The organism is Methylomarinum vadi (genome assembly GCF_000733935.1).
Classification (GTDB): Bacteria; Pseudomonadota; Gammaproteobacteria; order Methylococcales; family Methylomonadaceae; genus Methylomarinum; species Methylomarinum vadi.
In genome coordinates, this window is sequence record NZ_JPON01000001.1 from 3,910,947 (window position 1) to 3,937,211 (window position 26,265).

Consider the following 26,265-nt stretch of genomic DNA (forward strand, 5'->3'; position numbering starts at 1 on the left):
AGGACGCCGCCAAGGGTGTTTGCGATCGTCAATCGAGTTCGTGCCAAGCGCCAGTGTTTACAACACAAGCTGTTAGACATAAGGATGCTTTGTTTAACTTGCCAATGACGGGTGCTTTTATGTCGGTAGCGCTGCGGGTTATCGTTTGTTTTAGTAGCGAGTCGTGACAGAAAAAGATCTACAAATTAAAGATATTTGTTTAAGATTGCTGGCTCGGCGCGAACACAGCCGAAAGGAGTTGCTGGATAAGCTGGCATTTCGCGGTTTCGGTCGGCAGGACACTGAGCGCGTGGTTCAGGAATTGGCCGAGCAAGGTTGGCAAAGCGATGAGCGTTACGCGCATAGTTATGCCCGGCAACGAATAGAGAAAGGCTACGGTCCGTTGCGTATTGCTTATGAATTGCAGCAACATGGCGTCGAATACAGTGAACTCGATGGGCTGGTCGAGGATTTGGCCGGAAGTTGGAGCGAGCTATTGGAAAACGTTTATTTGGGAAAATACAGCGTGGACAAGCATTTGCCGGCCAAAGAGTGGCTTAAACGCAGCCGCTTTTTACAACAAAGGGGGTTCAGCGGGGAAATGATCAAAAAGTTGTTCGTGCACATGGGGATTAGGCTGGAACGGTAACATGTCTGTGCTGTTCGAGTTAAGCAATAAATAATGAGTAGTTAGTAAACCTGAACATGATGAAAAATATGACCAGCGCGGAATTGCGCAGCGCATTTTTGGAGTTTTTTCGCGAAAGAGGGCATTCCGTCCAGCCATCGAGTTCGTTGGTGCCTGGCAATGACCCGACCTTGCTGTTTACCAATGCCGGCATGGTGCAATTCAAGGATGTGTTCCTGGGGCGGGAGAAACGCGATTATACTCGCGCGGTGACCAGTCAGCGTTGCGTTCGCGCCGGCGGCAAGCATAACGATTTGGAAAACGTCGGTTATACCGCTCGCCACCATACTTTCTTTGAAATGCTGGGTAATTTCAGCTTCGGCGATTATTTCAAAAAAGACGCGATTCATTATGCCTGGGATTTTTTGACCAAGGAATTGGGTATTCCGGCGGAAAAGCTGTGGGTCACCGTGTTCGAGGAAGACGACGAGGCGGCCTCTATCTGGCTGGATGACATCAAGGTCGACCCGGCGCGTTTTTCCCGCATCGGCGCCAAGGATAATTTCTGGTCGATGGGGGATGTTGGCCCCTGCGGTCCGTGTACCGAGATTTTTTATGATCATGGTGAAGACGTCGCCGGCGGTCCTCCGGGCAGTCCCGACGAGGAAGGCGACCGTTATATCGAAATCTGGAATCTCGTGTTCATGCAATACGACCGCGATAAAGACGGCAACCTGACGCCGTTGCCGGCACCTTCGGTCGATACCGGCATGGGGTTGGAGCGTATCGCGGCGGTGCTGCAAGGCGTGCACAGCAATTATGAAATCGACCTGTTTCAAAACATCCTGAAATCCGCGGCGCAATTGGCCAATGTCACCGATCTGGACAACAGTTCGCTGCGAGTGATCGCCGACCACATCCGTTCCTGCGCCTTTTTGGTCGCGGACGGCGTGTTACCGTCCAACGAGGGGCGCGGTTACGTATTGCGCCGGATCATCCGCCGCGCGATCCGCCACGGTTATCGTCTGGGTATCCACGACACCTTCTTTTATAAATTGGTGGCCCCGTTGGTGGCGGAAATGGGCGAAGCCTATCCTGAATTGAAGCAGGCCCAAGAGCAAGTGGAACGGGTACTGAAAAAAGAGGAGCAACGCTTCGCCGAAACCCTGGAACAAGGCATGAAGGTGTTGGAGTCCTGCGTCGCCAAACTTGACGGTAAGGTGATTCCGGGCGATGTCGTATTCCTGCTTTATGACACCTACGGTTTCCCGGTCGACTTGACCGCGGATTTCGCGCGCGAACATGGCTTGACCGTCGATCATGCCGGCTTCGAAGTGGAAATGGCGGCGCAACGGGAAAGGGCGCGTGCCGGCGGGCATTTCGCGGCCGATTACGATCAGGATATCAAGCTGGACAGCCAGACCGAATTTACCGGTTATCAACAGTTGGAAGGCTCGGCCAAGATCGTCGGCTTGTTCAAACAAGGCCAGCCGGTCGCTAGCTTGCAGGAAGGCGAGGAAGGCGTGGTCGTATTGGACCAAACCCCGTGCTATGCGGAGTCCGGTGGCCAGGTCGGCGACAGCGGGCGCATCGAAGTCGACGGCGCGGTGTTTGCAGTACGCGATACGCAAAAGCAGGGCGGCGATTTATTTTTACACAAGGGCATCGTAATTCAAGGTGAAATCAACGAAGATTCGAGCTGTCGAGTTAAGGTCGATGCCGAGAAACGCATGGCGACCCAGTTGAACCATTCCGCCACGCATCTGCTGCATGCGGCATTGCGAAAAACCTTGGGCGAGCACGTCGCGCAAAAAGGTTCGTTGGTGAATCCGGAGCGTTTGCGCTTCGACTTTTCCCATTTCGAACCGTTGACGGCCGACGAAATCGCAATGATCGAGCGTTTGGTCAACGAACAAATTCGACTGAACAACCCGGTTTCGGCCGAGATCATGGCTAAGGATGAGGCCGTCAAGGCTGGTGCGATGGCGCTGTTCGGGGAAAAATACGGCGATGAGGTCCGGGTGTTGCGGATCGGCGAATTTTCCACCGAATTGTGCGGCGGCACCCATGTCGACAGGGCTGGGGATATCGGTCTGTTCAAGATCATCAGCGAAACCGGCGTTGCTGCCGGCGTCAGAAGGTTGGAAGCGGTCACCGGGCAGGCGGCCTTGGATTGGCTGGCCGCTCGCGACCAAGTCTTGGGCAGCATTGCCGGTTTGGTGAAAAGTGCGCCCGACAAGGCGGCTGAAAAAGTCCAGCAATTGCTGGAGAAAAACCGCACGCTGGAAAAGGAACTGGAAAAGCTGAAAGGAAAGTTGGCCAGTTCGGCCGGCGGAGAGTTGAGCAGTCAGGCCGTCGAGGTCGATGGGGTTAACGTGTTGGCCGTCAAATTGGAGGATGTCGATCCGAAAGCCATGCGCGATATGGTCGATCAGTTGAAAAACAAATTGGGCAGCTCCGCGATCGTCTTGGCGACAGTCAAAGGCGATAAAGTCAGCCTGATTGCCGGCGTCTCGAAAGATCAAACGTCCCGCCTGAAAGCCGGCGATTTGGTTAATTCAGTTGCCACCCAGGTCGGCGGGAAGGGCGGCGGCCGCCCGGATATGGCGCAGGCGGGCGGCAACGATCCCTCCAATCTGGATGCGGCGTTAAAGCAAGTGCCCGAGTGGGTTAAACAACAACTGGGCGCTTAAGCCGTTTTATTGGATTCGATAATCACTTTTTAGCATGGCTCTTTATGTCTATAAATTCGGCGGCACTTCCGTCGGCTCGGTCGAACGGATCAAGGCTGTCGCCGAGAAAATAAAAAAAGCCCGTGACCAGGGCGACCAGGTTGTCGCCGTGGTCTCGGCGATGAGCGGGGAAACCAATCGCCTGGTCGCCTTGGCCAAGGAGATACAAACGCAGCCCACCGAAAGAGAGATGGACGTGCTGCTTTCTACCGGCGAGCAAGTCACGATATCGTTACTGTGCATGGCGTTGCATGAACTGGGTTGTTCAGCCTGCTCCTATACCGGCGCCCAGGTCAGGATTTTGACCGACAGCAGTCACACCAAGGCGCGCATCCAGGAAATCGACGACAGGAAAATACATGCCGATCTGAAGTCCGGCAGGGTCGTTGTCGTCGCCGGTTTTCAAGGGGTCGATGAGCACGGCAACATCACGACCCTGGGGCGGGGCGGTTCGGATACTACAGCGGTGGCCTTGGCGGCTGCGGTCAAGGCCGACGAATGCCATATTTACACCGATGTCGACGGTGTTTACACCACTGATCCGAGGGTCGAGCCCAAGGCAAGACGTCTGGACAAGATTACCTTCGAGGAAATGCTGGAAATGGCCAGTCTGGGGTCGAAAGTCTTGCAAATCCGGTCGGTGGAATTTGCCGGAAAATATAATGTTGCGTTAAGGGTGTTGTCATCGTTTGAAGAGGGGCCGGGTACGCTAATTAGCTATGATGAGGAATCGGAAATGGAAAAAGCTTTAGTTTCAGGAATTGCATTTAACAAGGACGAGGCCAAACTGACCGTGACCGGCGTACCCGATTTGCCGGGCGTTGCCTCGAAAATTCTAGGGCCGATCGCCGATCAGAATATCGAAGTGGATATGATCGTCCAAAATATCGCCGAAGATGCGACCACCGACTTTACCTTTACCGTCCATCGCAACGATTATTTGCGGGCCATGGCGATCCTGGAAAAGGTCTGCAGCGACATGGGAGCCAGACGGGTAACGGGCGACGATAACATCGTCAAGGTATCGATTGTCGGCGTCGGTATGCGTTCTCATGCCGGAATTGCCAGCACGATGTTTAAAACATTGGCAGAAGAGGGAATTAATATTAGAATGATCTCCACATCAGAAATAAAGATTTCTGTTGTGGTTGATGAAAAATACTTAGAACTAGCTGTTCGTTCCTTGCACAAAGCATTCGGGCTGGATAAAAAAGAACAATAAAAGGCCTTCCTTTTTACTAAAAAGAGAGGTATCATATACGGCTCGTTTGGTCATTGCACGAATGGCGGACAATCATTAGGAAACGTAGGGAGATAGTATGCTTATCTTAACTCGGCGGGTTGGAGAGACCTTGATGATCGGTGATGACGTTACTGTCACCGTTCTGGGCGTTAAAGGTAATCAGGTTCGCATCGGTGTAAATGCGCCAAAAGAAGTGTCAGTGCATAGAGAAGAGATCTACGAGAGAATCAAGAAAGAACAGGCTGATTCATCGAGCTCTGACGAGTAAAAAGGTTTAGGAGAGTTGGCCGAGAGGCCGAAGGCGCTCCCCTGCTAAGGGAGTATGGGTCAAAAGCCCATCGAGGGTTCGAATCCCTCACTCTCCGCCATTAACTGAAAGTCAAAATTTTAAGGAAAAAAGCTTGACTCAAAATTAGTAAAAAGGGATAATAAACGGCTCAATAAGGCGCCCGTAGCTCAGCTGGATAGAGTACTCGGCTACGAACCGAGCGGTCGGGAGTTCGAATCTCTCCGGGCGCGCCATTGAGAAAAAAGAATTATTCCCCTGTAGCTCAGTCGGTAGAGCGGGTGACTGTTAATCACTAGGTCGGCGGTTCGAGCCCGTCCGGGGGAGCCATACAAAACAAGGGCTTAGAGTAAAATCTAAGCCCTTTTTTTATGCCTGAAATCTAGAGGTCAACCTCTGGTCAACTTTGAATTGAAATTTATAGAAACTTGCAGAATAGTTTTAAGTAGGCTTGATCTGGCAAAAAAGGAGTAATTAATGACCATTGGGTTTGGCGCGATAGCTTGGAACGAAGAGGTTGGAAGAATCGTAGCAGTCGCGGCAGATAGTCGCCTTTCTCATAATGGCAATACGATTTCAGATGCAGGAGTAAAAACATTCGAATTGGGTGGAAGTAGCGCAATGGTAGTAGCCGGGAACGCATTGCCGGCGATATCTGCCGCTGATATTGTTCGGCAGATTGTAGATAACCATAATCGAAAAAGCGATAAGCGGATGGGTTTCTACGATACCACAAGACTATTAGCCTTTTTTCTCAAGCGAGCCTGTGAACCGGAGTCTTGGTGTTGCAAAGCTACCGTCGTAGGTTTCCTCGACAATGGGCTACCTTCTTTGTCGATCGTAATTATTTCTAAAATAGAAAATTCAGTTCGATTCTTTAATGTCGAGAAAGGTGGATCTATATTTTTTCCGGTTGGAACTGCGGAAGCCTGCGATTTTATACGTCAAGGATTTGAATTAGCAAAGAAAGAAGGAAAGTCGTTAATTTCGACTGGACTATCTCTTATCTACTATATGAGTGAACTTTCTGCCTTTCCCACTATTGGAGGTGCCATTTCACTTGGATGTTGCAATTACGGCGATCAATATTTTTCATGGCCTCATATTTCAATTGATGACAGGCTATTCTATCGCGGCATAGATTTGACGGAGAACGCGCGGCCAACATGGCCGATGGCGGAACGGATAGAATATGACCAAGAGTGGTGCTCCAAATTAGATGTTCGCTTGCATCAAGATGTTGAGCCAATTCAAGAGGTGGTAACTGCTCCAGGATGTATTTATCAGATTGATGATCTTTCGACTCCTGAAACATTGTTTCAATTGCATAATGATCCCACGGAATTCGTTAGCGGAGTTGCACGTGAGCACTAACGATTTTTGAATGATTCATAACCAGCTAAACTTAAGATTAAAGTTCGCTTTTCAAATCACAGACCGTCAAAATAGTTAATGGCGGCGATTCATTGCCGGATATTTTCGAGATGGCGAAAGCCTGGCCGCGAGTTTGATCAGCAATGGACTTGCTCGGGAATATCACGGCGGTAAGAGGATGGGGTGATGTTCGAATTAGTTTCGGAGCGATAAGTGTGAAAAAGCTTTACGACAACTTATAGTGATACTACTGCAAGTACGGGTCTTTTTCTGATTATTTGGTCAATTCTCTTTATCGGATCGATTGCTCTATTGGTGGATTAGGTATTCGAGGAATCCGATTTGCTTACAATCCACAAATCATTACTACACAAATCGAGTGTCGTAGCCCTACTATTTACCGCCTTAGCCCACAAGGCGGCGGTGGATGGAACGAATTTTGCCTCTGGCTCAAACAAAAATAAGGAATAGTCTTGTACTACAAAATATTTGTACCTCTTTGCGTAATTTTGTTCGCTCTAACTGCACCGGTACGAGCTGCAACTTTAGATATACAAAACGGACAGCTTATGGGTGCGTTTGGTGTCATTGTAGGAGAATCGTTATATGACGTTCAATTTATCGACGATACCTGCGCGAACTTATTTGATGGTTGTGACGAGCCAGGGGACTTTTTGTTTCAGGTTGAGACAGATGCTGCCATTGCCTCAAACGCTTTATTGTCGCAGGTATTTATAGATTTAGATGGGTACCGATTTGACTCTGATCCTTCGTTGACTCATGGTTGTCAGAATTGGTCTTTGTGCGAAGCTATCACTGTTTTTTGGGTAGATGTTGTCGGTGATGAGATCGACGCGAGGAGCGCTTGGAACACCGCTCCAGATTGTTGGAGCAATTGTGATCACATTGTTGCACGACAACCTACCCAACTGTATTGGTATGATGAGGTAGTGTTGACAACGGAGACCATGGTTTATGCGGTTTGGTCTCCATCCAACGGCCAAGAATCCGCTACAGTACCTGAACCCGCTACGCTGACCCTAATGTTCTTCGGGTTCGCAGGTATTGGATTTGCCCGGATGAAGAAGCGGGGCGCCTAAGGATGAGCTAAAGTCGTAAACATCACCCCGCTTCGGTGGGGATAGTTTTTTGTCAAATTACTCTAGTGTTATCTACCGTTTCCAGAAAAATCCCCCATGCTCATGGTAGCTGTGGAATAGATATAAACAACCATTCCGAGGACTAGCAACAAAACTATTACCAGCGCGACATTCTTTAGTTCTTCTGGAAATTTCATTGTCTTAACCCTCGTAAGAAGAAACAGTGAAACTGTAAAAATATACCTGTTTTTGACATTTCCACCAATAAAAAACCGGCCAAAAGACCGGTTCTTAATCAAGCTTCAATCAAACAACAATCAAGCATTTTCCTGCTTGTTTTGTTCGGTGTAGTTGGCTATAGCGATTCTCTCATCAATACGGTTCTTCAATCCTTTAACCCGATATGTCAATTCGGTCAATGTTGAAATCAAGTAGCCGATGCGCTGCATATTTGCTTTTTCTATCTCATCGCTATCGATTGTTGAAACAGCTTCTCCTAGTGCAATAAGGGCAGGATATAGCCAGCTCTCTACATCATCCAGTCGGCAATTAACTTCATCCAGATCAGTCGTGCTCATTTTCAAATCGTCGTTTTTCCCTCCCGGTGCGTATTCTGATTTATTTGAACACCGATTCTGGCCAAGTTGAACAGTTACAATCCTAACGCATCGGTGGAAGTGAATTTTTATCCCAAGTTTTTTCCATCCATAGATCGACCTGTGTACAGTAGGGATTGATTCCAATGGCTGCCGCGGCTTCTGATGCCCCGATAGACTTTAAGCGCTGTGCGTGGTTGATCATGCCGCCACTCCACTGCGCTTGGTGTGGCGCTCGATATATTCCCGAAGATCAACCGTCCGATAGCGAACATTTCTCCCGATCTTAACGAACGGAATATTATTCTCTCCGGTACTGCGCCATTTTTGGAGGGTTGCAGGTGGTATGCAGAGCAGGCGGCCTGCTGTGGTTTGGTCTACCAGCTCATCATCGGTTAATGTGACTTTTTGTGTCATGGTCATCTTCCACATTGGTTAAGTAACGTGGAAGATGGTAAGGAAAGAGAAGATTAGAAAATAGGAAAAAAAAATGGCTAAAAATTTTCTAGCTGTGTAATCATTTGAGAAAGCGTCGATGAGTCGATTAGCCAATTCGCACGCGTTCTTATAGTTTTGAGCAAATTTTCCCTGTCTTGATATTTTGTTCCGTCACTAAAAAGCCATCTACCAAAATCTTCTATGTTATATGGAATATTTTCAGCTTCGAAAATAATCGATAAATCAATAAATGGTAGCAATCGCATATCTATCCAGGATTCAATATTACGGGTATTGAAATTAGTTTTATTCTTATAAATGCTTGATGGTCTTTTCTTAGTTTTTAACCAATTTCCAAAATCTCTTTTTAATTGCTCATCAGACGCATCCAAATTGATTAATAAATGTCCTTTCGACTCATTAAAAGTGCAATCAATACCACTTAGTAAATTATCAAAACTTTCATCGCTATAACAATTATGTGGCATTTTGCTCTGAATAAGAGAGCTCGAAGAAAATATCTCCAATGCACTTATGTCACGAACAGTTGGTTTTAAAGGACTTCCAATATTTTCCAACTCTACAAGATATGTTTTAACAATACCGCTTTTTTTTATTTCTTCTACAACTTTGGTTACAAATTTTTCATATTTAGTATTAGTGGAGTATCCATAGCTAAAAAAATCGCGAATATCTCTCCTTAGCTCTAACTGTACCCACCATTCTTTTAGGTTAAATTGTTCCAAAGAACGATAATTTTCCAGATCGAACCAATTAGGTTTTTCCATAAAACACCCCTTACAGTGTCAGTCCTTTGAAAAGAATCTGAACCAGGCCGCAAAGGAACGGCTTTTCTCCCCGTCGAGATAGGTTCAGATAAACCGGTCTATTGCAATACCTCGGATGATTTCCTCCAGATTATCCGGAGCAATAAATTCCAATGTTTTAGCGCCAATGCGCCGTTGTTCCAATAATCCCAATTTGTGTAAATGTATCAAATCCGCTCGAGATGTCGCATAAGCAATGCGGTGGCTGACTTGATGGGATTTTACTGAGTATTCGTGTCCAGGATGGCGGATTGCATGGCTTATCAGAGCAAGTTCTCGGTGATTCAAGTTGGAATGTTTGAGTAGTTTTTCAGCTTGTTTCACCTGTTTTGCTTTGCGCTCCAAATACTTTTCCAAGTCTTGAAGTGCTTGGTCGATGACTTCCAACTGATAGTTGATGAAGTAAGTCAAATCGTTGTCATCGGTTTCCGTCTCTAGATAGGAGCGACCATATTTGGCCGGAGCGTTTTTTAGAATCCTGGATATGGAGATATATTCGAATAGCCAGTAGCCGTGACGCAGCATGGACCAATAAAATAATGCTCTTGCGGTTCTACCATTGCCATCTAAGAAAGGATGCTCATAGGCTAACCAGAAATGCAGGATAATCGCTCGGATGACAGGGTGGATGAAGGTTTCGCTTTCTGTCTCGTTGGCGAACTTCAACATGGCTTCGATTCGCTCCCGCAATTTTTCTGCTGGCGGCGGATTGTGCAAGACTTTCATCGAAGCATTGTCTACTACGGTCACCCGTTCTTCTCCGGGCTTTTGCAACCTACCGGCGGCCGTTGGATCGTCCAATGTTTCCTCAGTCAATACGCGATGAAGGTTCATCAGACTTTCAAAGGTCAATGGTTGGTTTATCATTTCACGAATCATGTTCATGGCAATGTAATTGTTCATGATCATTTTTTCGCTTTTGTCTTTCGGCTTACGTTGGTAGCGGATCATGTCGACAGCGTTTTGCCGGGTGGTTGATGCACCCTCGAGTTGGCTGGAGGTAATAGCTTCCTCAACCAATGAGTTAAAAATAAACCGGTCCCTGGTTTCCTCTGTGGTGACTGATGACGAAAAGCCGATTCTCCCGCTGGCCTGGCTATCGATTTTATGTAGCATCGATAATGCACTGTCAGTAAGCATGTATTCAAAGGGTGAATCCCGCACGTTTAAAATTGGCAGCTCTTTGAACTGAGTCATACGCGCAAACTTAATGCCTAGCCACCATTGTTCGTGTGTTAGATCGTCTGGAGGGGAAAGATGCCGAAGCTTGTCCCAATGGATGTATTTCTCGTTGTGAAGAGGCGTTAATTTGCAACGCAATATCTTGTTCATTGCGTTGATGTGTTTTTCCAGCAGTTCATCCGGCGGAGTAGGGGAGTTCGGTTTTTTCATGGAATGATAAAAAACTATCAATAATTATCAATTTTCTATAAATTGATAGATAATTTAGCAGTCTTATCAGTTTTTATCAATTTCTGAAAATCTGATAAATATTGATTCAAAAAAATCTCCTGCTACTGGCCGCTTGATTTTAGAGTAATCACATTATCATTTGCTGGTGCGGTGTGTTGATGGATGTAATCGGCGATTTTGAACGTTGCAGCCTTCATTGTTTTGGCTTCTGGGTTGATATAGCCGCCGGTAACGTCGCCATCGGTCTTATGATTCGCCAGGGCCTTGAGTAGAGAGAAGGGGATCATAGCCGCCTCACCGATTGTCAGGAAGGTGCGTTTTAGATCATGGCTGGAAAACTCAATGCCAGTTTGTTTGCAGACTTGGGTTATAGGTTTACGTGGGATCCCCATCACGCCGTCTTTGGTTTCACCAGGAAACATATAACGGTCATTACCGGTAAGACTTTGCAGATTTCTGAGATATGGCTTTACTTGGGGCGCAATGTAGGCAGTGAAGTCGGTATGGTTCTTGGTGTCACGGGCGACAAAGCAATCATTCTTGAAGTCAACATCCTTCCATTCCAGATAGCGGATATCTTGATCCCTTAAGCCGGTATGTAGTAATAACAAGAGGTAGACTTTGGCTTTTTCGTTATCCAGGCTTAAAACAGCTTCATACCAATCCTTCAAGCTGTCGCTCGGGATCATCCGTTTTTTCCGCTTTGCTTTCGCCCAAAGCTTGCCTTCTTTCAAAATATCGACAGGGTTTTCTTCAATGGCTTTTAGGGTTTGGTATGCGTAAGTCATCAGCAAACGCAACACGCGCATCTTGTTATCCCGTCCGCCAGTGAAGCTGTTACGCCGCGCCTTGACCATATCGCGGGTGACTTCGTTGATCGGCTTATTCAGCCAATCGGAAAAGCCTTGTCTCAGTTTTCTGCTGTAGTCCAACTTCGAAGCTTCCCGAAGTTCCGGCTTGTCCTCCAGGTAAATGTCAAAAAGTTGTTGCAGAGTAATGGCCTGATAACGTTTCTTGCGTTTTTCTTCAATGGGGTCAATGCCATCCGCTAATTCGGATAGTGTCTCGATCGCCAACTTACGCGCTTGGGAAACAGAAATATCAGGGAAACGCCCTAAAGTAATGCGTTGAACTTTTCCCGCTTCGTTCTTTTTTAGAACTACAAAACTCTTATTTCCCGTGTTGCTGACTCTGCAAGTCAGTTTAGGGCATGTTGTATCGTAATAATCAGTTCTTCCGGTTCCTGGAGATGGAAGGTTTTCAATTCTTTGTTGCGTGAAATTGATTTTTTCAGCCATTTCTTCAGCTCCTACGTCAGAACGGGTGATTTTTAGGTGACGCATTTTTTAATTATCCATCATAAGGTTTAAACCACCGGCTTTAGCCGGTCAGCTTTAGCTGCGATAATTTGCCCAAGGAGGTGGCGATGGACTATAGATACGGCAGCCATACGGTTTACCAAATTGAGTATCATTTTGTTTGGGTTACGAAGTATCGTTATAAAGTGCTGAAGGATGAAATAGCCGAACGAGTGAGAGACTTGGTGCGGCAGACATGCGAAGCCTTTGAGATACGGATTATCAAAGGTGTCGTGAGCAAAGATCATGTGCACATTTTGGTGAGTGCGCCGCCGACTATGGCCCCAAGCGAAATCATGAGGCGAATCAAGGGACGAACTTCGAGCTATCTGTTCGAAGAGTTCCCGCACTTGAAAAAGCGATATTGGGGTCGACATTTTTGAGCCCGCGGTTATTTTTGCGCCACAGTGGGGCAAATGACTGATGAGATGATAAAGCAATATTTGGAGCATCACTTTGAACCTAATCCAAACGATAATTTCAAGATGGAGCCCGACTAAGACGCGTCGTTTAGTCGACGCGTATCCGGACTTTCAGTCCGTTATTGGAACCCACCCGCTTGAGCGGGTGGTTGTTTAGTAATCACCTGTTCTTAATGAAGTCACCCGTTCTAAAAACGGTGATATTTCTGGTCAACCTCTGGTCAACCTTTTTTTGCTGTTTTTAGTATTTTAAAGAAATCCATGGAAATGTAAAGAAATGTTTATTCATTTTATAAAACAATAAGATATGGTAATAAATTCAGATGTTTCAATGGCTTGAATTGATGATGGACTGGTGACTGTTAATCACTAGGTCGGCGGTTCGAGCCCGTCCGGGGGTGCCATACAAAACAAGGGCTTAGAGTAAAATCTAAGCCCTTTTTTTATGCCTCGTTTCCTAATAAACCGAAAATTTCGGTTTATTAATATTATCGATGAGACGGAATAGCTGCGAGTTGGTATGTCTCTCTCATAGGACTTAAATATTCTCCTTGCTGTTTTCAGGATGCCCCGGTGCCCTAAGCGGCATATCTAAAGTAAAGCAAGTTCCCCGCTCGGGGGAGCTCGTTACGTTTAAGTTGGCACCGAGCACTTCTTTGGCGATATGGTGACTGATATGCAGTCCCAAGCCCATTCCACCTTCGCCGCGCCGGGTAGTGAAAAATGGGTCGAATATTTTTTGTATTGTGTGCGGATCAATACCGTTGCCGTTATCGTCGACATTGAGGCGGATGAATCCAGGCTCATTGCTTTTTCCTGAGTAAATATTGATACGGCCGCCCGGTCGGTTTTTGAAGGCGTGGACCATAGCATTATCGATTAAATTATGCAGAATTTGACTGAGAGGACCGGGGTAACTGTTCATCTCGATATTCAATTCAACATCGGTGATTAATTCAATATTTGCGCGTTTAGCCGGAGTGCGAAATAACAATAAGCATTCATTGACCAGTTCGTCTAAGTTGAAGCGTTGTCGGTCCTCGCTGGCCCGGTCAACGGCCAATTGTTTGAAGCTATTAACTAATTTGGCGGCTTTCTCTAAATTACGGCTTGCCAAGCTTAGGCCTTCATCTTGTAATTTCAGATAAGATTCCAAATCCGACCGGCGAAGGCCTTCGCTAAAGCGCTGTGCCAGTTCCTGGCCGGCGCTTTGTGTTTTGGAAACCGCTACTAGCGCGGCGCCGAGTGGCGTATTTATTTCGTGGGCGACGCCAGACACCATCAACCCCAAAGCCGATAGTTTCTCGCTACGGATCAGTTCGTCCTGGGTCAGGCGCAAATTAGCATAGGCTTGTTCCAAGCGGGCGTTGGTTTCACCCAGTTCCTTCGCCCTGGCTTTAATAAGTTGGCGTGCTGAGTTTCGCGCCTGCCAGGATAACGCCCGTGAAGCGGAAAGAAAAAATAGCGCTATGATGGTGAGACATAGCATAGACAGCGTTGGCAACATGACTCCGCGTCGTAATTCGACGAGCTTCGTGGTCGGAATCTTAGAAATCACGGTTAAGCGTGGATAATTCAAGAGATGGTCTGCCGAGCTGATCAGTTTGTCGGGCATCATTTCCACCCGACGGAAAGTCCATAATCCGCTGGCTATTTCGAATTGTCCTAATTTTTGTCGAGAAATTTTTCGCCATGCTTCGGGATGTCGAAAGGCGAGACTGAGTTCAGGTTTGTCCAGAGAATGTCCCCATTCGTCGCTCTTATGTTCGCCTTTCAGCCAGAACCCCTGCTCATTGACCAATGTAATCGTGCTGTTCACACCAAAGTTGGTCAATAGGAACAGGTCATCGCTCATGTTTTGGTTGAGAATCAGAATTCCCTGGCGCCGACCCTTTTGGTCGACTACCGGTGTGGCGACGCGTAGTGTGGGTTCATAAGGGATAGCTATATTGCGATGTTCGATATTCAGGTCCATCGGCGAAATGAAAATGCCGTGATTAGGCAATCTCATGGCTTCCTGAAAATAATAGCGGTGTTTCTTCATTTGCAGCGTGTTGTAGGGCACAATCCACGTCCATTCGCCGTTATGATCGACGCGTACCCGTTCTTGCCCCGTAGCATCGATCCAACGCGCTTGAGAATAAGTGCCGCTGGCATTGAGAAAAGCGATGAAAATAGCCTCCAGCTGGCGTAAGACCGGAGCGGAAGGCTTGCTGACGATTGCGGGAATATCGTTCAAGAGATAGAGGAAACGAATATCGCGCGGCATGTGGTCCATGCCGCGCGTGATCGCGGTGACGCCTCTGGCGACAGCATTGACTTCAGCGGTGCGTAGATTGAGCATCGCTTCTTCCACCTGCATTTTGCCGATGATCGCTGCGAATGTGACGGCAATAGCTGCAAACGGTACAAAATTACCTAGCAATCTCCAGCGTACTTGCCAGAGGCGTTTACGCAGCGTTTCCTGTGTCGGCATAATTGAACTGTCTTTAGGATTGAGAGTGTTGCATCGTTTGTAGTGACCGCTCTTGCAACCAGTCGATCAACACATCCAAAGTCATGGGACGACCATAAAGCCAGCCTTGTCCCAGGTCACAATGGTTATCGCGTAGCCAACGGTCTTGGGTTTCGTTTTCGACGCCTTCGGCGATGACTTGCATGTCCAGGTTGCGGGCGAGTTTTATTACCATCGAGGCGATGCTGCCATGGTCATGGCTGGATTCGATTTGGGCGACGAAGGATCGGTCGATTTTCAGCGTATCCGCCGGCAGTTCATTCAAATATTTCAGTGAGGAATAACCGGTGCCGAAATCGTCGATCGCCACGTGACCGCCGGTTTTACGAAATTCGCGGAGCGCCATTGAAACCCTATCGAAGGATTCCATCATTGCCGTTTCGGTGACTTCAAGTTCAATATGGTTAGGAGAAATATTGTGTTTGCAAAGTATGTCGAGTATCGACGGTATTAATGCGGTATCGGAAAATTGTTTACCGGAAACGTTGATACAAAAGGTTGGGGGTGTCAATCCAATTTGTTGTAAGGTAATTATCGCCTTACAGACTTCCGTGAGTACGACGATTCCGATACTGTGAATCAAAGTAGAGGCTTCGGCGATGGGAATGAAGTCGCTCGGAGGTATGGCCCTCCCTTCTTTATTCCAGCGTATCAACGCTTCGACTCCGGCAATCTCCCCGCTGGAAAGATCTATTTTGGGTTGATAGGCTAGGAATAATTGTTGATCAGTTAAAGCCTGTTGCAGATCGTGCAAGATTTGAAAACATTTGATCGCCGAATTTTCCAAGTTTTTATCATAGACCATCGAATTGCCCGGTCCCTGGCGTTTGGCCTCTTTTAGGGCCAGCAAACCTTGTCTGATAGCGTCGCGCGCGTTACCTTCGACCGAGTCGAGATAGACACTGGTTATACAAGCCGTCATCAAATGGGAGATGCCGTTAATCTCAAATGGGCGGTCGAGCGCGCTTTTTACTAGGGATGCAGATACATGCTCGTAAGAACCCAGAATGCCGAAAACATCATCGCCGAGACGGGAAACAAGGGTTGGTGCGGCCAATGTTTCGCACAAGCGATGACTGAACTGGCGTAATAAAGCGTCGCCATAGGCAAGACCGAATGTATGGTTTATTCGGGCGAAATCATCGAGGTCTACGATTAATAGCAATAGGCGGGGTCTTTGTTCGGTTAACAAGGCGCGATCGATCGCCCTTATTAAAGCGTTTTTATTGGGAATCCGCAGTAGATTATCGGAATAGGCTAGCTGGTCCAGGCGGCTGAATAGCGCGACGTTATGTAGGCCACCCGAAATGTTGCTAGCGAATACTTGTAGCAGTTGGCGCTCGGTGTCCAGTAATGTTCTTTCGGTGGGTAAATAAATCACAAAGTCCGCCCCCGACATTTCCTTGGGGAAGAACAAAATGCTGGCTTGGTCTTGTTCGATATTATTGCGGGCGTGGATGGCTTTGAGCAGGCCGTTGACAATCTTGTTATCGGGGAGCTCTCGTATGCTTTTACCAATCAAATTACGCAACTTGCCGGCAGCGCCTACGATAATGATCTTGTGGTCGTCCGGTTGTTGGTAGATTTGGTCAGCCCGCGCGCAGATGACGCCTTCTGGGTTGAGTCCCAGTAAAAGGGCGATTTCAGTCAGCGCCGCATCGCAATAGCTTGTCAAATCATGTTTATTCAGTAGGCGATTGCTGGATTCGACAATCAGTTGCAGACCGCGTCGGGCGGTGGAGATGGTTTTGAGCTGGTCGAATGTTCTTAGTTCGGAAGTCAATATGGCTATCAGCCGGGAGGTGGTGAGTTCCGATTTGGTACAGTATTCGTTGATGTCATAGTCGCTCATGACATCACGCATCGGCGCCATGCCGGGTTGACCTGTGATCAAGACAATGCGGATTTCGGCATTGCCCAGTACTTCACGGATAGCCTTGACTAGGCGCAGTCCGGCGTAATCGGTTTCCATGACGACATCGAGTAATACCACGCCAAAACGTTGCTGGGTTGCGAGTAACGTGGAAGCCTCGGCCATACTGAAGGCTTGAGTCAATTCGATTGGACGATTGAAAATCTTGATGCCATCCAGGGCAAAAGCTGTGGTTCGTTGAAAATCACGGTCGTCGTCGACGGTAAGAACAGACCATGGCGGGAGTGAACTGATTAGCGAAGAGGTTTCTTCAGGTTGAAATTTAAATAAATCTTCATCATCCTCTTCAGTAATACTAGGTGATTTATTGTCATCGGGAGCGTGCATAGCCGATTCTCCTAGAAGGTCTAGACGATACGCTTATTTCGATTCACTCACATTAAATCAATCGACAGCCTATTGAGCTAAAGTGCAATTGGACCCGTTTAAGGTAATAGGTAATCCGTAAATGCCTAACGCTAGCGAAAGTCGGTTGGTCTTATTCCTCAATAATTAGGCAAGAAAACGAATCAGTTGATAGCGGTGAAATCGTAAATGCGTACCTTGTCTTTGAATGATTTTGATCTATTACATACGACTTAGTTTAGTCGTTATTGATTTTTTTGTTCTAAGCCAGCCATAGAAGATTTATCCCGAAATTTCCGACCGGTTTGAAATACTCAACGCCTGAATGGGTGTAATTGTGAACTTGTAAGTTTTAAAACACGAAGCTCTTCTTCGCTCCGTCTAGTGGCGGTAAGAAGGATATAAAAACCGAGAGTCGACGAGTAAAACTCTCACTCGGATTTCTTTAACACATCGTGCCAAATGCTCCAGCGAGGTTTATGGGCATTCGTGGTCTTCCCTTGAATCCAGTACTCGAATAACTGTTGAATATCCCCACTCTGACGTTTCAGCATGATCCAAGTGTTAAGATATTTTTCCAGTTGCAGATCTAAGCCGCTAATTGCTATGACTAACGGCGCGCCGGCTTTTCCGGGCAGTGGGTCAACCACATGATAGCCAGGATAGAGCAGGGTCCAGGCGGAGCCCCCTTCGGCTGAGGTGACCAATGCCTCTTGCCGAAATGATTCGACGGCGAAAAAATCCGCCTCGGAATCTAGTTCGTCGACCTGCAAATTTGGGAAGTGATATTTGATATGGTCGACGAATACGCTGCCGTTTCTGATGCCGACGCGGAAATTTTTCAACTCGCGGACGCTATCGGCATCGCTGAAAACAGTACGAAGATGGTCTGGTACGACGAAGGCGAAATGGGTGTCCAGATAACTGCTGCTGTACAAGAATTGGCGGCTAGCGAGCAAATGCGGGTTAGCAGTGAGGCTGGATATCGCGATATCGAAACGATCTTCTTCCATATCTTGAAGCAGATATTCCCTTTCATAGGGGATGAACTCGATGCCGATGTCCAGGTCGTCCGCCAATTGATACATCAATTCCACATCGAAGCCGACCAATTGATTGGACTTGTTGAAGTAGGAAAACGGTAGGTCATCCTCAATGAAACCGATACGTATCAATTTGCGCTGTAGGATACGGTCGAGGATAGTCTGGCCGTCGCCCAGAGGAACAGGGTTAGGAAACGAATAATTGAAAACCTTGACATTTACATTGCTGGGTTGCAATTGCATGCTTTCGATTTGTTGATTAGAGCTAGGTTGACCGATGCCGCTGTAAACCAGGTAATATTTCAACAATGAGATGCTAAGAACGAAACTCAGCAGAATGACGATTATGCTCCATATTAATTTGCGCCAGCGGATCTTGAAGATACCGGTCATGATTGCCGTCGTCAGAATCGTGAACGTCAGCAAGTGCATCGCACCGGCAACATCGGCGAAGCGCCGGCAGATAACCCCAACGGTCAGGAATAAGTTGAAAATATCGTCGGGAATACGGAACAGGTTGAGTAAAAAAGGAATGGCCGTGATCAATTTGCCGAAACTAAGGAACAGGCCGATGCTTAACATTTCGGGATATTCGAAGAACGTCAGCGGGCTGCCGTAGAACCAGGCGGCGAAGACGATAAAAACCAGGCTGAGCAGACGTCCCATGTCCGGGAACGGGTAGGCTAACGGCAATATCATATCGGGTATCCGGGCATGCTCGCCGCTTGGCATGGTTTTTTGCCGGAGCAAGTGACAAACGCCTTGGGTGAGCATCGGAATGACGACAAAGATGCTGCCGACGACAAAAACGGTCAGCAGAGCATCGCGGGAGGCGCGGAAGATTTGCCGGTAGCTGAAGGGAGTGCAACTCATGATCAGTGACGGCAGTACGACAAGCGTCACCAGCAATACAGCCAGCAACAGCATCAAGACATAGGCCTGGACTCGGAAAAATTCTTCCAGAGTCAAGGTGCCGGCGGCGCTGGCGGCGATGCCGAAGACACCGAGAGGCGTCAACTTGACGACGAAGCTGTTAACCCTAAGTAATACCTTGGCCGCTTGATCGCAATGCTGTAACAAAGATTTTCGTTCCGTATAGCCGATACAGGCGATGCCGAATAACATACTGAACAACACGACCGCCGGCACGGCATTTTGCGATAAGGAGAGAAAGGGATTGGCGGGGATGAATAGATCGATAAATTCAAGTTTTGCCGGGGCCTTGGTCAGTAGCGTGCTGAAAAAGGAGCCAGTTTCCGTATGCGGGAGTGCCAACGAAAATGCCCAAACACTGAGAATACCGATCGACCATAAAATGATTAATATCAGTAAGCCGTGTTTCGCTAACAGGCGCGCTTCGAAATAATTCAACAGCCCGATATTGGCGATCAATGCGAACAGAATATAGGGGAGGACAGTCATTTGCAGCAGGCCGATATAAATATCGCCGAGAATCTGCAAATTTGCCGCATCTTCGCCGAAAAACAAGCCGACGCCGATGCCCAGCAATAAACTGAGGACGATCCACCAGGTGGAGGAGAAACGGGAGGGCTTGGGTTCGCTGATGGCAAGATCGGTCGAAGGGCTCATGGTGTTGATTGAGACTAAGCGGATGGGTCTTGGATAGATACTGGTTAGCGGGGAAAGGGATAGTATTCGTGAGTTAGGAAGTGGTTGCGCCCGGAAGGAGCCGGGCACTCCGATTGGTATTACTTTTAGCGATTCTTGCGTTTGTTCCAGCGTCTGGTGACGACATAACGCCAAAGTAAACTCATGCCAAAATAGCCGGCGGAAGACGAAATCAGGCCCAGAATCAGACAGCCGAACAAAAACGGTCCGCCAATATCGCCTATACTGGATACCACGTTGTCGATGGAAAATTGGAAATTCGCATCGGGCAAGTCCTTGCCCAACAGAAATAGACCGACGATGTAGGCAAAATAAAACATCGGCGGCATGGTCAAGGGATTGGTGATCCAAACCAGGGCGACCGAAATTGGCAGGTTACCGCGGAAATAAAAAGCGCCCACCGCGGCGATGGCCATTTGTCCGGGGGTTGGAACCCAGGCCACAAACAGGCCAATGGCGAATGCGAGAGCAACCGAACGACGGTTTAAATGCCAGAGATTGGGTTCATGCAGGCGTTCGCCCAGAAACTGAAGCCTTTTATGTTGTTTCAGCTTCTCAGGATCAGGCATGTACTTTTTTATAATATTTTTAGGCATGATACTGTGGTGCTGTTGAGAAAGTCCCAATTCTATCAGGTTTTAATGACGAAGCGATTAACTATAATGGTTGATAACAAATCGGTCTCGGGACAGGGTTATTTGATCGTCGACAGCAAGCCGCTTTCCTTGATACCGTCAAATATAAATTGCACCGCTAACCCGGAAAGTAAGACGCCGAAAACCCTACTGATAACAAACATGCCGGTCAAACCGAGCAATTTATGAATTTGTCCGGCGGTGATCAAACAGAAAAACGTAAACGCTAAAATGGCCAGCAGAGCGCCGTATACCGCTAACTGTTGCAGGTAAACCCCTTCGGTATTGGCGGTCAATAATATGACGCTGCCGATTGTGCCCGGGCCGGCGATTAACGGGGTTGCCAGCGGAAACACGGAAATATCCTTGCGGGTCACGGCTTCTTGAGTTTCCTGGTCAGTGGTCGATGTCGCTCCCGAACTACGGGCGAAAACCATGTCGATGGCAATCAATAATAATAGAATACCGCCAGCGGTTCGTAATGCCGCCAGAGAAATGCCAAAACTACGGAGCAAAGGTTCGCCGATCAAAAAGAATAACGTCAAAATGCCCCAGGCAAGGGAAGTAGCGCGCAACGCCATGAGTAAGCGAAATCTGCTGTTCATTTGCGAAGTTAACGCGGCAAAAACAATGGCGACATCGATTGGGCCGATGGTGGCGAAAAAAGTGGCCAGAGCGACGGTGATGGTTTCCAGCATGACGGTAGAGGCTGCATTGGAAAAAACGCCCGCCATCTTAGCATTGTTGTCCGAATATTCGCTACCGCAAACCCGGCGCTTATGATTCTAGCGGTGCTGTTTTTTTTGCTGGGAGTGCTTGGCGTGCAACATTTGGCTGTTTTGCCAAACGGCGGACAAATAGCCATCTTATTAATTATGGCCGGCTTTTTTTCTTGGTTCAATTGCTGGCGACTTATGATGTTGGTTAGTGGTATGTTGTGGGCTTCAGCCTTCGCCATGAACTCGCTCAATGATGTGTTGCCAACGCAGTTAGAGGGTAGGGAAATCGAAGTGCAGGGCTATGTCGACGGATTGCCGGAACGGGACGAGAATCGCGTAAAGTTCGATTTTATCGTGACGCGGTCGAAAGCTGATTTACCCCAAAAAATCCGCTTGAGCTGGTATTTTCCAAAGACCGGGATTAAAGCGGGCCAATATTGGCGCTTGACGGTGAAGCTGAAACGTCCGCATGGCCTGGCTAACCCCGGCGGCTTCGATTATGAACGCTGGTTGTTTAGCAATCGTATCGGTGCCGTAGGCTATGTCCGCGACCGGCCGACTCCTGATTTACTGGGAGAGAATCATTTTGCCCACCCGGTTTCGTATTGGCGGCAAAAGATTTCGGACCGCTTAGTGCAAATGCAGTCAGCTCGTCATCATCCTGGCATTATCAAGGCAGTGACGATCGGAGACCGTTCTGGATTGTCAGCGGATGAATGGGATGTATTCCGTAAAACCGGTACGGTACATTTGGTAGCCATCTCCGGTTTGCATATCGGCTTGGTGGCCGGCCTGGTCTATTTTCTGGTCGTAAAAATTTGGGCTTATAGTGGGGCCTTATCGGTGTCCCCGCAGCGCGTCGCCGCGATTAGCGCGTTGCTGGCGGCATTGTGCTATGCCGCGTTGGCGGGGTTCGCTTTGCCGACCCGGCGAGCTGTGCTGATGTTGACTGTTGTTTTGTTGGCACTGTACCGCCAACGCCACATAACGCCGCTTCAAACCGTGGCCGTTGCGCTGTGTGTCGTGGTGGTGCTGGACCCGATGTCCGTGTTATCGGCCAGTTTCTGGCTGTCCTTTACGGCCGTTTTGTTAATTATTTACACACTGTCCGCGAGGCTCGGGCATCTGAGTTATTGGCGCTCGCTAATTAAAATTCATTGGGTGACGGCGGTGGGACTGGCGCCGTTGATCATGTTTTATTTTCAACAGGTTTCGTTGATCGCGCCGCTGGCCAATTTGTTGGCGGTGCCGCTAATTGCCTGGCTTGTCGTACCGCTTTCTTTGTTGGCAACGCTATTATTGTTTATTTTTCCCGGTTTGGCGGAATTATTATTCGTTTTGGTCGACTCGCTGTTACACTGGCTGTGGTTGTTTCTGTCTGCCAGCGCCGGTATGCCGTTGACTGCCTTGAATACGGTTCAACCCCCTTTGTTTGCGGTGATTCTGGCGTTGCTGGGAGTGTTCTTGTTATTGGCGCCTAAAGGTTTTCCGGGCCGCTATATCGGGTTGGTTTTATGGTTGCCTTTGCTATGCGTGCCGGTCGAGAACCCCCCCGTCGGCGAAAGCCGGGTGACCGTGTTGGATGTCGGCCAGGGGTTGTCGGTCGTAGTCGAAACCCACGATCATGTCTTGCTCTACGATACCGGAGCGAGATATTCCCGTCAATTCGATATGGGGTCCGTGGCCGTTCTGCCTTATCTGCATTTCCGCGGCATTACCAGGATAGACAAGTTGTTGATCAGCCATGAAGACAATGACCATAGCGGTGGCCTGGAATCGGTTCTGGCGTCGATGACGGTCGGTCAGGTTAGCGGTAATTTGCCGGCGGAACAACAAGGTTACTCGGCGAGTTCATGCCGTAGCGGGCAACAGTGGCAATGGGACGGAGTAAAATTCACCATGTTGTCGCCCCCGCAGTCCGATGTTCTGTTTCATGATAATGACAAGTCGTGCGTCCTGAAAATCAGCACGGCCCATTACTCCTTGTTGCTGACCGGCGATATTGAACGACCGGCGGAACGATGGTTGGTCGACAATTATGGCGATGAATTATCCAGCAACATTTTGCTGGCGCCCCATCACGGCAGCAAGACATCGTCTAGCGGCATTTTTTTGCACAAAGTTAATCCCGACCTTGTCCTGATATCGGCAGGCTATCGCAACCGCTTTTCTTTGCCGAACCGGCAGGTGTTGCAACGTTACGCCGATCGAGGGATAGACTGGCTAAACACGGCCGAGGAGGGGGCAATTTTATTGACTACCCAACGAAAGAGCTTGGTGATCGAGGCAAGCAGAGAGAAATACCGCAGGTATTGGCATACGCGATAATGGCGATAAACTTTTTAGGCAGCCTCTAAAAATAACGTTATGCGCATTTGGCCATCCAACATTTTCAATAACTTACATACATCAAAATAGCCAAATTTTGAATTATTAGAGGCTGCCTTTAGAAAGACAGTTTTCGGTGTCGCGGCTTTGCTTTTTGCATCGATGTCGTCATGTCATAGTATAAAGATCGAAATGCGGATACCACTTACGATGAATCAGATACAAACCGAGGAGTCATTCATGGTTAAAAATCTTGACATATTGTATAGGTTTATTATCGCGGCCATACTGTGGTCAATGATCCCGCCGGCCTTTCCGCAGCAACAGCAAGCGGCGGGCGCATTTTCCGCGCCTGACATTTCGCAACAGGACCTGGAGAACCAGGACGCGAAACAATTGTTGGAAAAGGTCAAGGCGCGCCGCAAGTTTTTTGAACAGAAAGCCGAAGAGGCCTCCAAGAGCTTCGCTGGCAGCACTCAGTCGGCTCGCGACCAATTAGCGGCAGGTTATGCCCAACTTGATGGCGTTTATGAACAGCAGATCGAGGAGCTGGACAGGTTACTGGCTTTAGAAGTCAAGAAACAACAATATGAAGCGGAGAACGATAAGCTCCGGCAAGCGCTGGTGTCCAGTCAAACGCATTCCTTTATGGAGCTGGATCGAAGCCGCGACGAATTGAATATCGAATCCCGCCGCGAAAAGACGCTGAGTTCGAAAATAGAACTGGCGGAACAGGCGTTGGAGCAAGCCGTCAGCGACACGCGGCAAAGCGAAGAAAAGGTCGCCGACCTGGAAAAAGCTTCGGTTGACGTGGAGTCTAATCAGCCGAATATCGTTTTGGAAAATGCCAGAATCGAACTCGAGTCGGCTAGACAAGTCGAAGTTCTGCGCCGGCTCGCATTACGCAGCGAGCGCATGGAACAATCCGTCCATCAAGCTTATCTGGCTTTATTACAAAACCGCGTCGATTTTTTGTACCAGCATGCCCGCTTTGAAGCCAATGAATTGCAGCAGCAATTGCGGCGAATCGACAAGGAACAGTTCGAATTGAAGCGGGTTGTTTCCCGCACCAAGGAACAGCAAGCCTTCGTCAAAAGCCGGCTGGAGCAGACGCGAAAAAAAATGTTTAGCGCGACACCCGCCGAAAGGCGGGCCATAGAGATGGAAAGCGATACCCTGCAACTTAAATACGAGGCATTGAAGAATGAGAGCGAAAATGCCGCCCGCCGCGACGATTTGCTCGATGCCTCGAAACTGATTTGGCAGCGGCGCTATGCCGTATTCAATGGCAACGCTGAATCGTCGCAACAAGCGGAATGGAGGAAGAGCGCCAAGCAACAATTGGAGCAGATTGGGCCAGAGGAAGACAATCTTAGATTTTGGTTGGGCGATTGGCAAACCCGCTTGGCGTCATTGGAGGGCAAGATCGATAATACCCAGGCCCCTAGTGCCGATAATGCCATTGCGCGGCAGCGCGAACAGGTAGTGCAAATCATCGATTCCATTCAATCATTGCTGGGCGCGTTCGAAAATTACCGGCGGTTGCAGCAAAAACTGATCGACGAAATCGATGTGCAAACCTCGCTCAGATCATGGCGCGATTGGTTGGAAGTCTCGATGAATTACAAGGTTTATGATAATACCTTGCTGGCATGGTCGCGTGCGTTGGCCTCTTTGCTCATGACGTTTCTGCTGTTGTATTTCATCCGCTGGATTCTGATCCGGCGGTTGAAATATCTGGAAGAACCGGGCCGGGTATCCTTGGCCGGCGGTTTTTTGAATACCATCAAGCGGGCGAACAGCATTTTCTTTTTGATGTTAGGCGTTTTTGTCGCTTCCCGGTTTTTAACCTTGGACCTGGAAAGCAAAAAGACGATCTATGATTTAACCAAGGTTGCGATCGTATTCCAGGCGGCCGTTTGGGGCAGCGGCCTGGTGCGTAGCTGGGTCTTCCTGATCCTGGCCCGCCGCACGAAGCGCGACGGCGCCAGCATGGGCGCGTTGACTATTTTCAATTTCGCCAGTCAAGTGATTCTGTGGTCGTTCGCTTTATTGTTGATACTGCAGAGTTTGGGCATAGACGTGACCGCGTTGGTGGCCGGCCTGGGCATAGGCGGTATCGCCGTGGCGTTATCCTTGCAAAGAATCCTTAATGATTTGTTTTCGTCCCTCTCCATCGTTCTCGACAAGCCTTTTGTCGTCGGCGATTTCGTTGTATTCGACGATTTTTTCGGTGCCATCGAACATATCGGCATTAAAACCACCAGGATACGCAGCCTTTCCGGCGAACAAATCGTCTGCTCCAACGGCGATTTGCTCAATACGCGTATTCGCAATTTCAAACGTATGAACGAACGGCGGGTGGTTTTCAAGATCGGGGTGATCTATCAGACGCCGGAGGAAACGCTGAGCAAGATACCCGACATGATACGGGAGATCATTGAAGAGAGGGAAAATACCCGTTTTGATCGCGCCCATTTTGCTTCCTACGGTGATTTTGCCCTGTTATTCGAGACCGTCTACTATGTATTGAGCCCCGATTACAATCTTTACATGGACGTTCAGCAAGCCATAAACCTGGAGATATTCAAACGCTTCCAGGACAACGACATTCAGTTCGCCTATCCCAGCCAATCCATTTATCTGCAAAACGTAGCTGAGGCCGGTCTACCTTTCTAAGGGGAGAGAGAAGGGCTATACCTTCTTCCAAGGTAAGCCCTAG

19 protein-coding genes, 3 tRNA genes and 1 pseudogene are annotated in these 26,265 nt (G+C 48.3%); 12 read left to right on the plus strand and 11 right to left on the minus strand.

The genetic code is table 11. The features are described from left to right. The first annotated feature begins 163 nt into the window (after positions 1-163). The 9 genes from EP25_RS0119495 (at position 164) to EP25_RS0119535 (ending at position 7,342) form a co-directional block, all read left to right on the plus strand. The gene (locus tag EP25_RS0119495; protein WP_031435403.1) at positions 164-628 is read left to right on the plus strand and encodes a regulatory protein RecX; all 465 of its coding nucleotides are present in this window, start codon (positions 164-166) and stop codon (positions 626-628) included. A 59-nt stretch (positions 629-687) separates the two neighbouring features. Continuing rightward, entirely contained in the window at positions 688-3,300 is a 2,613-nt protein-coding gene (alaS, locus tag EP25_RS0119500) for an alanine--tRNA ligase (RefSeq protein ID WP_031435404.1), read from the plus strand. A 34-nt stretch (positions 3,301-3,334) separates the two neighbouring features. Then, positions 3,335-4,561, plus strand: coding sequence for an aspartate kinase (locus tag EP25_RS0119505; protein ID WP_031435405.1), 1,227 nt, complete (start codon positions 3,335-3,337; stop codon positions 4,559-4,561). A gap of 97 nt (positions 4,562-4,658) precedes the next feature. Next, positions 4,659-4,850 carry a carbon storage regulator CsrA gene (gene csrA, locus EP25_RS0119510; protein ID WP_031435406.1) on the plus strand — a complete coding sequence of 64 codons (192 nt, stop codon included), beginning with the start codon at positions 4,659-4,661 and terminating at the stop codon, positions 4,848-4,850. A gap of 9 nt (positions 4,851-4,859) precedes the next feature. Then, positions 4,860-4,950: transfer RNA gene (locus tag EP25_RS0119515), tRNA-Ser, on the plus strand. Between the two features lie 77 nt (positions 4,951-5,027). Then, positions 5,028-5,104, plus strand: a tRNA-Arg gene (locus EP25_RS0119520). Between the two features lie 18 nt (positions 5,105-5,122). Next, a tRNA-Asn gene (locus EP25_RS0119525) sits at positions 5,123-5,198 on the plus strand. 147 nt (positions 5,199-5,345) lie between these two features. Next, positions 5,346-6,242 carry an Ntn hydrolase family protein gene (locus tag EP25_RS0119530; protein WP_031435407.1) on the plus strand — a complete coding sequence of 299 codons (897 nt, stop codon included), beginning with the start codon at positions 5,346-5,348 and terminating at the stop codon, positions 6,240-6,242. A gap of 473 nt (positions 6,243-6,715) precedes the next feature. Next, entirely contained in the window at positions 6,716-7,342 is a 627-nt protein-coding gene (locus EP25_RS0119535; protein ID WP_152555691.1) for a PEP-CTERM sorting domain-containing protein, read from the plus strand. Between the two features lie 317 nt (positions 7,343-7,659). Here the strand turns inward: EP25_RS0119535 and EP25_RS0119545 are convergent, their stop codons facing one another. The 6 genes from EP25_RS0119545 to EP25_RS0119565 all read right to left on the minus strand — a co-directional run bounded on the left by EP25_RS0119545 (position 7,660) and on the right by EP25_RS0119565 (position 11,914). Further along, on the minus strand, positions 7,660-7,920 hold the full coding sequence (locus EP25_RS0119545; RefSeq protein ID WP_152555692.1) for a hypothetical protein: 261 nt from the start codon (positions 7,918-7,920) through the stop codon (positions 7,660-7,662). A gap of 82 nt (positions 7,921-8,002) precedes the next feature. Then, a complete protein-coding gene (locus EP25_RS24280) occupies positions 8,003-8,143 on the minus strand; it encodes a YqaJ viral recombinase family protein (protein WP_084191109.1) in 141 nt (46 codons plus the stop codon). Then, positions 8,140-8,355: a helix-turn-helix domain-containing protein gene (locus EP25_RS0119550; RefSeq protein ID WP_235185959.1), complete on the minus strand. Its 216-nt coding sequence runs from the start codon at positions 8,353-8,355 to the stop codon at positions 8,140-8,142. Before EP25_RS0119550 ends, EP25_RS24280 begins: the two co-directional genes overlap by 4 nt. 77 nt (positions 8,356-8,432) lie before the next feature. Beyond that, complete coding sequence (locus EP25_RS0119555) at positions 8,433-9,164, minus strand: DUF6387 family protein (RefSeq protein ID WP_031435412.1); 732 nt, start codon at positions 9,162-9,164, stop codon at positions 8,433-8,435. Positions 9,165-9,248: 84 nt separating this feature from the next. Then, on the minus strand, positions 9,249-10,595 hold the full coding sequence (locus EP25_RS0119560; RefSeq protein ID WP_031435413.1) for a Fic family protein: 1,347 nt from the start codon (positions 10,593-10,595) through the stop codon (positions 9,249-9,251). A 122-nt stretch (positions 10,596-10,717) separates the two neighbouring features. Next, positions 10,718-11,914 carry an integrase arm-type DNA-binding domain-containing protein gene (locus EP25_RS0119565; protein WP_160172756.1) on the minus strand — a complete coding sequence of 399 codons (1,197 nt, stop codon included), beginning with the start codon at positions 11,912-11,914 and terminating at the stop codon, positions 10,718-10,720. Between the two features lie 128 nt (positions 11,915-12,042). Between EP25_RS0119565 and tnpA the strand changes: the two are divergent. Next, positions 12,043-12,474: pseudogene (gene tnpA, locus EP25_RS0119570) on the plus strand (IS200/IS605 family transposase). A gap of 460 nt (positions 12,475-12,934) precedes the next feature. On the opposite strand, the gene EP25_RS24195 reads toward tnpA, so the two are convergent. From EP25_RS24195 to EP25_RS0119600, 5 genes are all read right to left on the minus strand, one after another. Then, a complete protein-coding gene (locus EP25_RS24195; protein WP_031435415.1) occupies positions 12,935-14,872 on the minus strand; it encodes a sensor histidine kinase in 1,938 nt (645 codons plus the stop codon). Positions 14,873-14,885: 13 nt separating this feature from the next. Next, positions 14,886-17,171 carry a bifunctional diguanylate cyclase/phosphodiesterase gene (locus tag EP25_RS0119585; protein WP_036300810.1) on the minus strand — a complete coding sequence of 762 codons (2,286 nt, stop codon included), beginning with the start codon at positions 17,169-17,171 and terminating at the stop codon, positions 14,886-14,888. Between the two features lie 449 nt (positions 17,172-17,620). After that, positions 17,621-19,822, minus strand: coding sequence for a cation:dicarboxylate symporter family transporter (locus EP25_RS0119590; RefSeq protein ID WP_031435417.1), 2,202 nt, complete (start codon positions 19,820-19,822; stop codon positions 17,621-17,623). 125 nt (positions 19,823-19,947) lie between these two features. Continuing rightward, positions 19,948-20,430 (minus strand): DUF2062 domain-containing protein, encoded by a 483-nt coding sequence (locus EP25_RS0119595; RefSeq protein WP_327036941.1) that lies wholly within the window; start codon positions 20,428-20,430, stop codon positions 19,948-19,950. A 125-nt stretch (positions 20,431-20,555) separates the two neighbouring features. Beyond that, positions 20,556-21,230, minus strand: a complete 675-nt coding sequence (locus EP25_RS0119600) for a MarC family protein (protein WP_235185960.1) — start codon at positions 21,228-21,230, stop codon at positions 20,556-20,558. Between the two features lie 45 nt (positions 21,231-21,275). Between EP25_RS0119600 and EP25_RS0119605 the strand changes: the two genes are divergently transcribed. Together EP25_RS0119605 and EP25_RS22680 are read left to right on the plus strand one after the other, a co-directional pair. Then, positions 21,276-23,543, plus strand: a complete 2,268-nt coding sequence (locus tag EP25_RS0119605; protein ID WP_031435420.1) for a DNA internalization-related competence protein ComEC/Rec2 — start codon at positions 21,276-21,278, stop codon at positions 23,541-23,543. A gap of 240 nt (positions 23,544-23,783) precedes the next feature. After that, on the plus strand, positions 23,784-26,222 hold the full coding sequence (locus EP25_RS22680) for a mechanosensitive ion channel domain-containing protein (protein WP_160172757.1): 2,439 nt from the start codon (positions 23,784-23,786) through the stop codon (positions 26,220-26,222). The last annotated feature ends 43 nt before the right edge of the window (positions 26,223-26,265 follow it).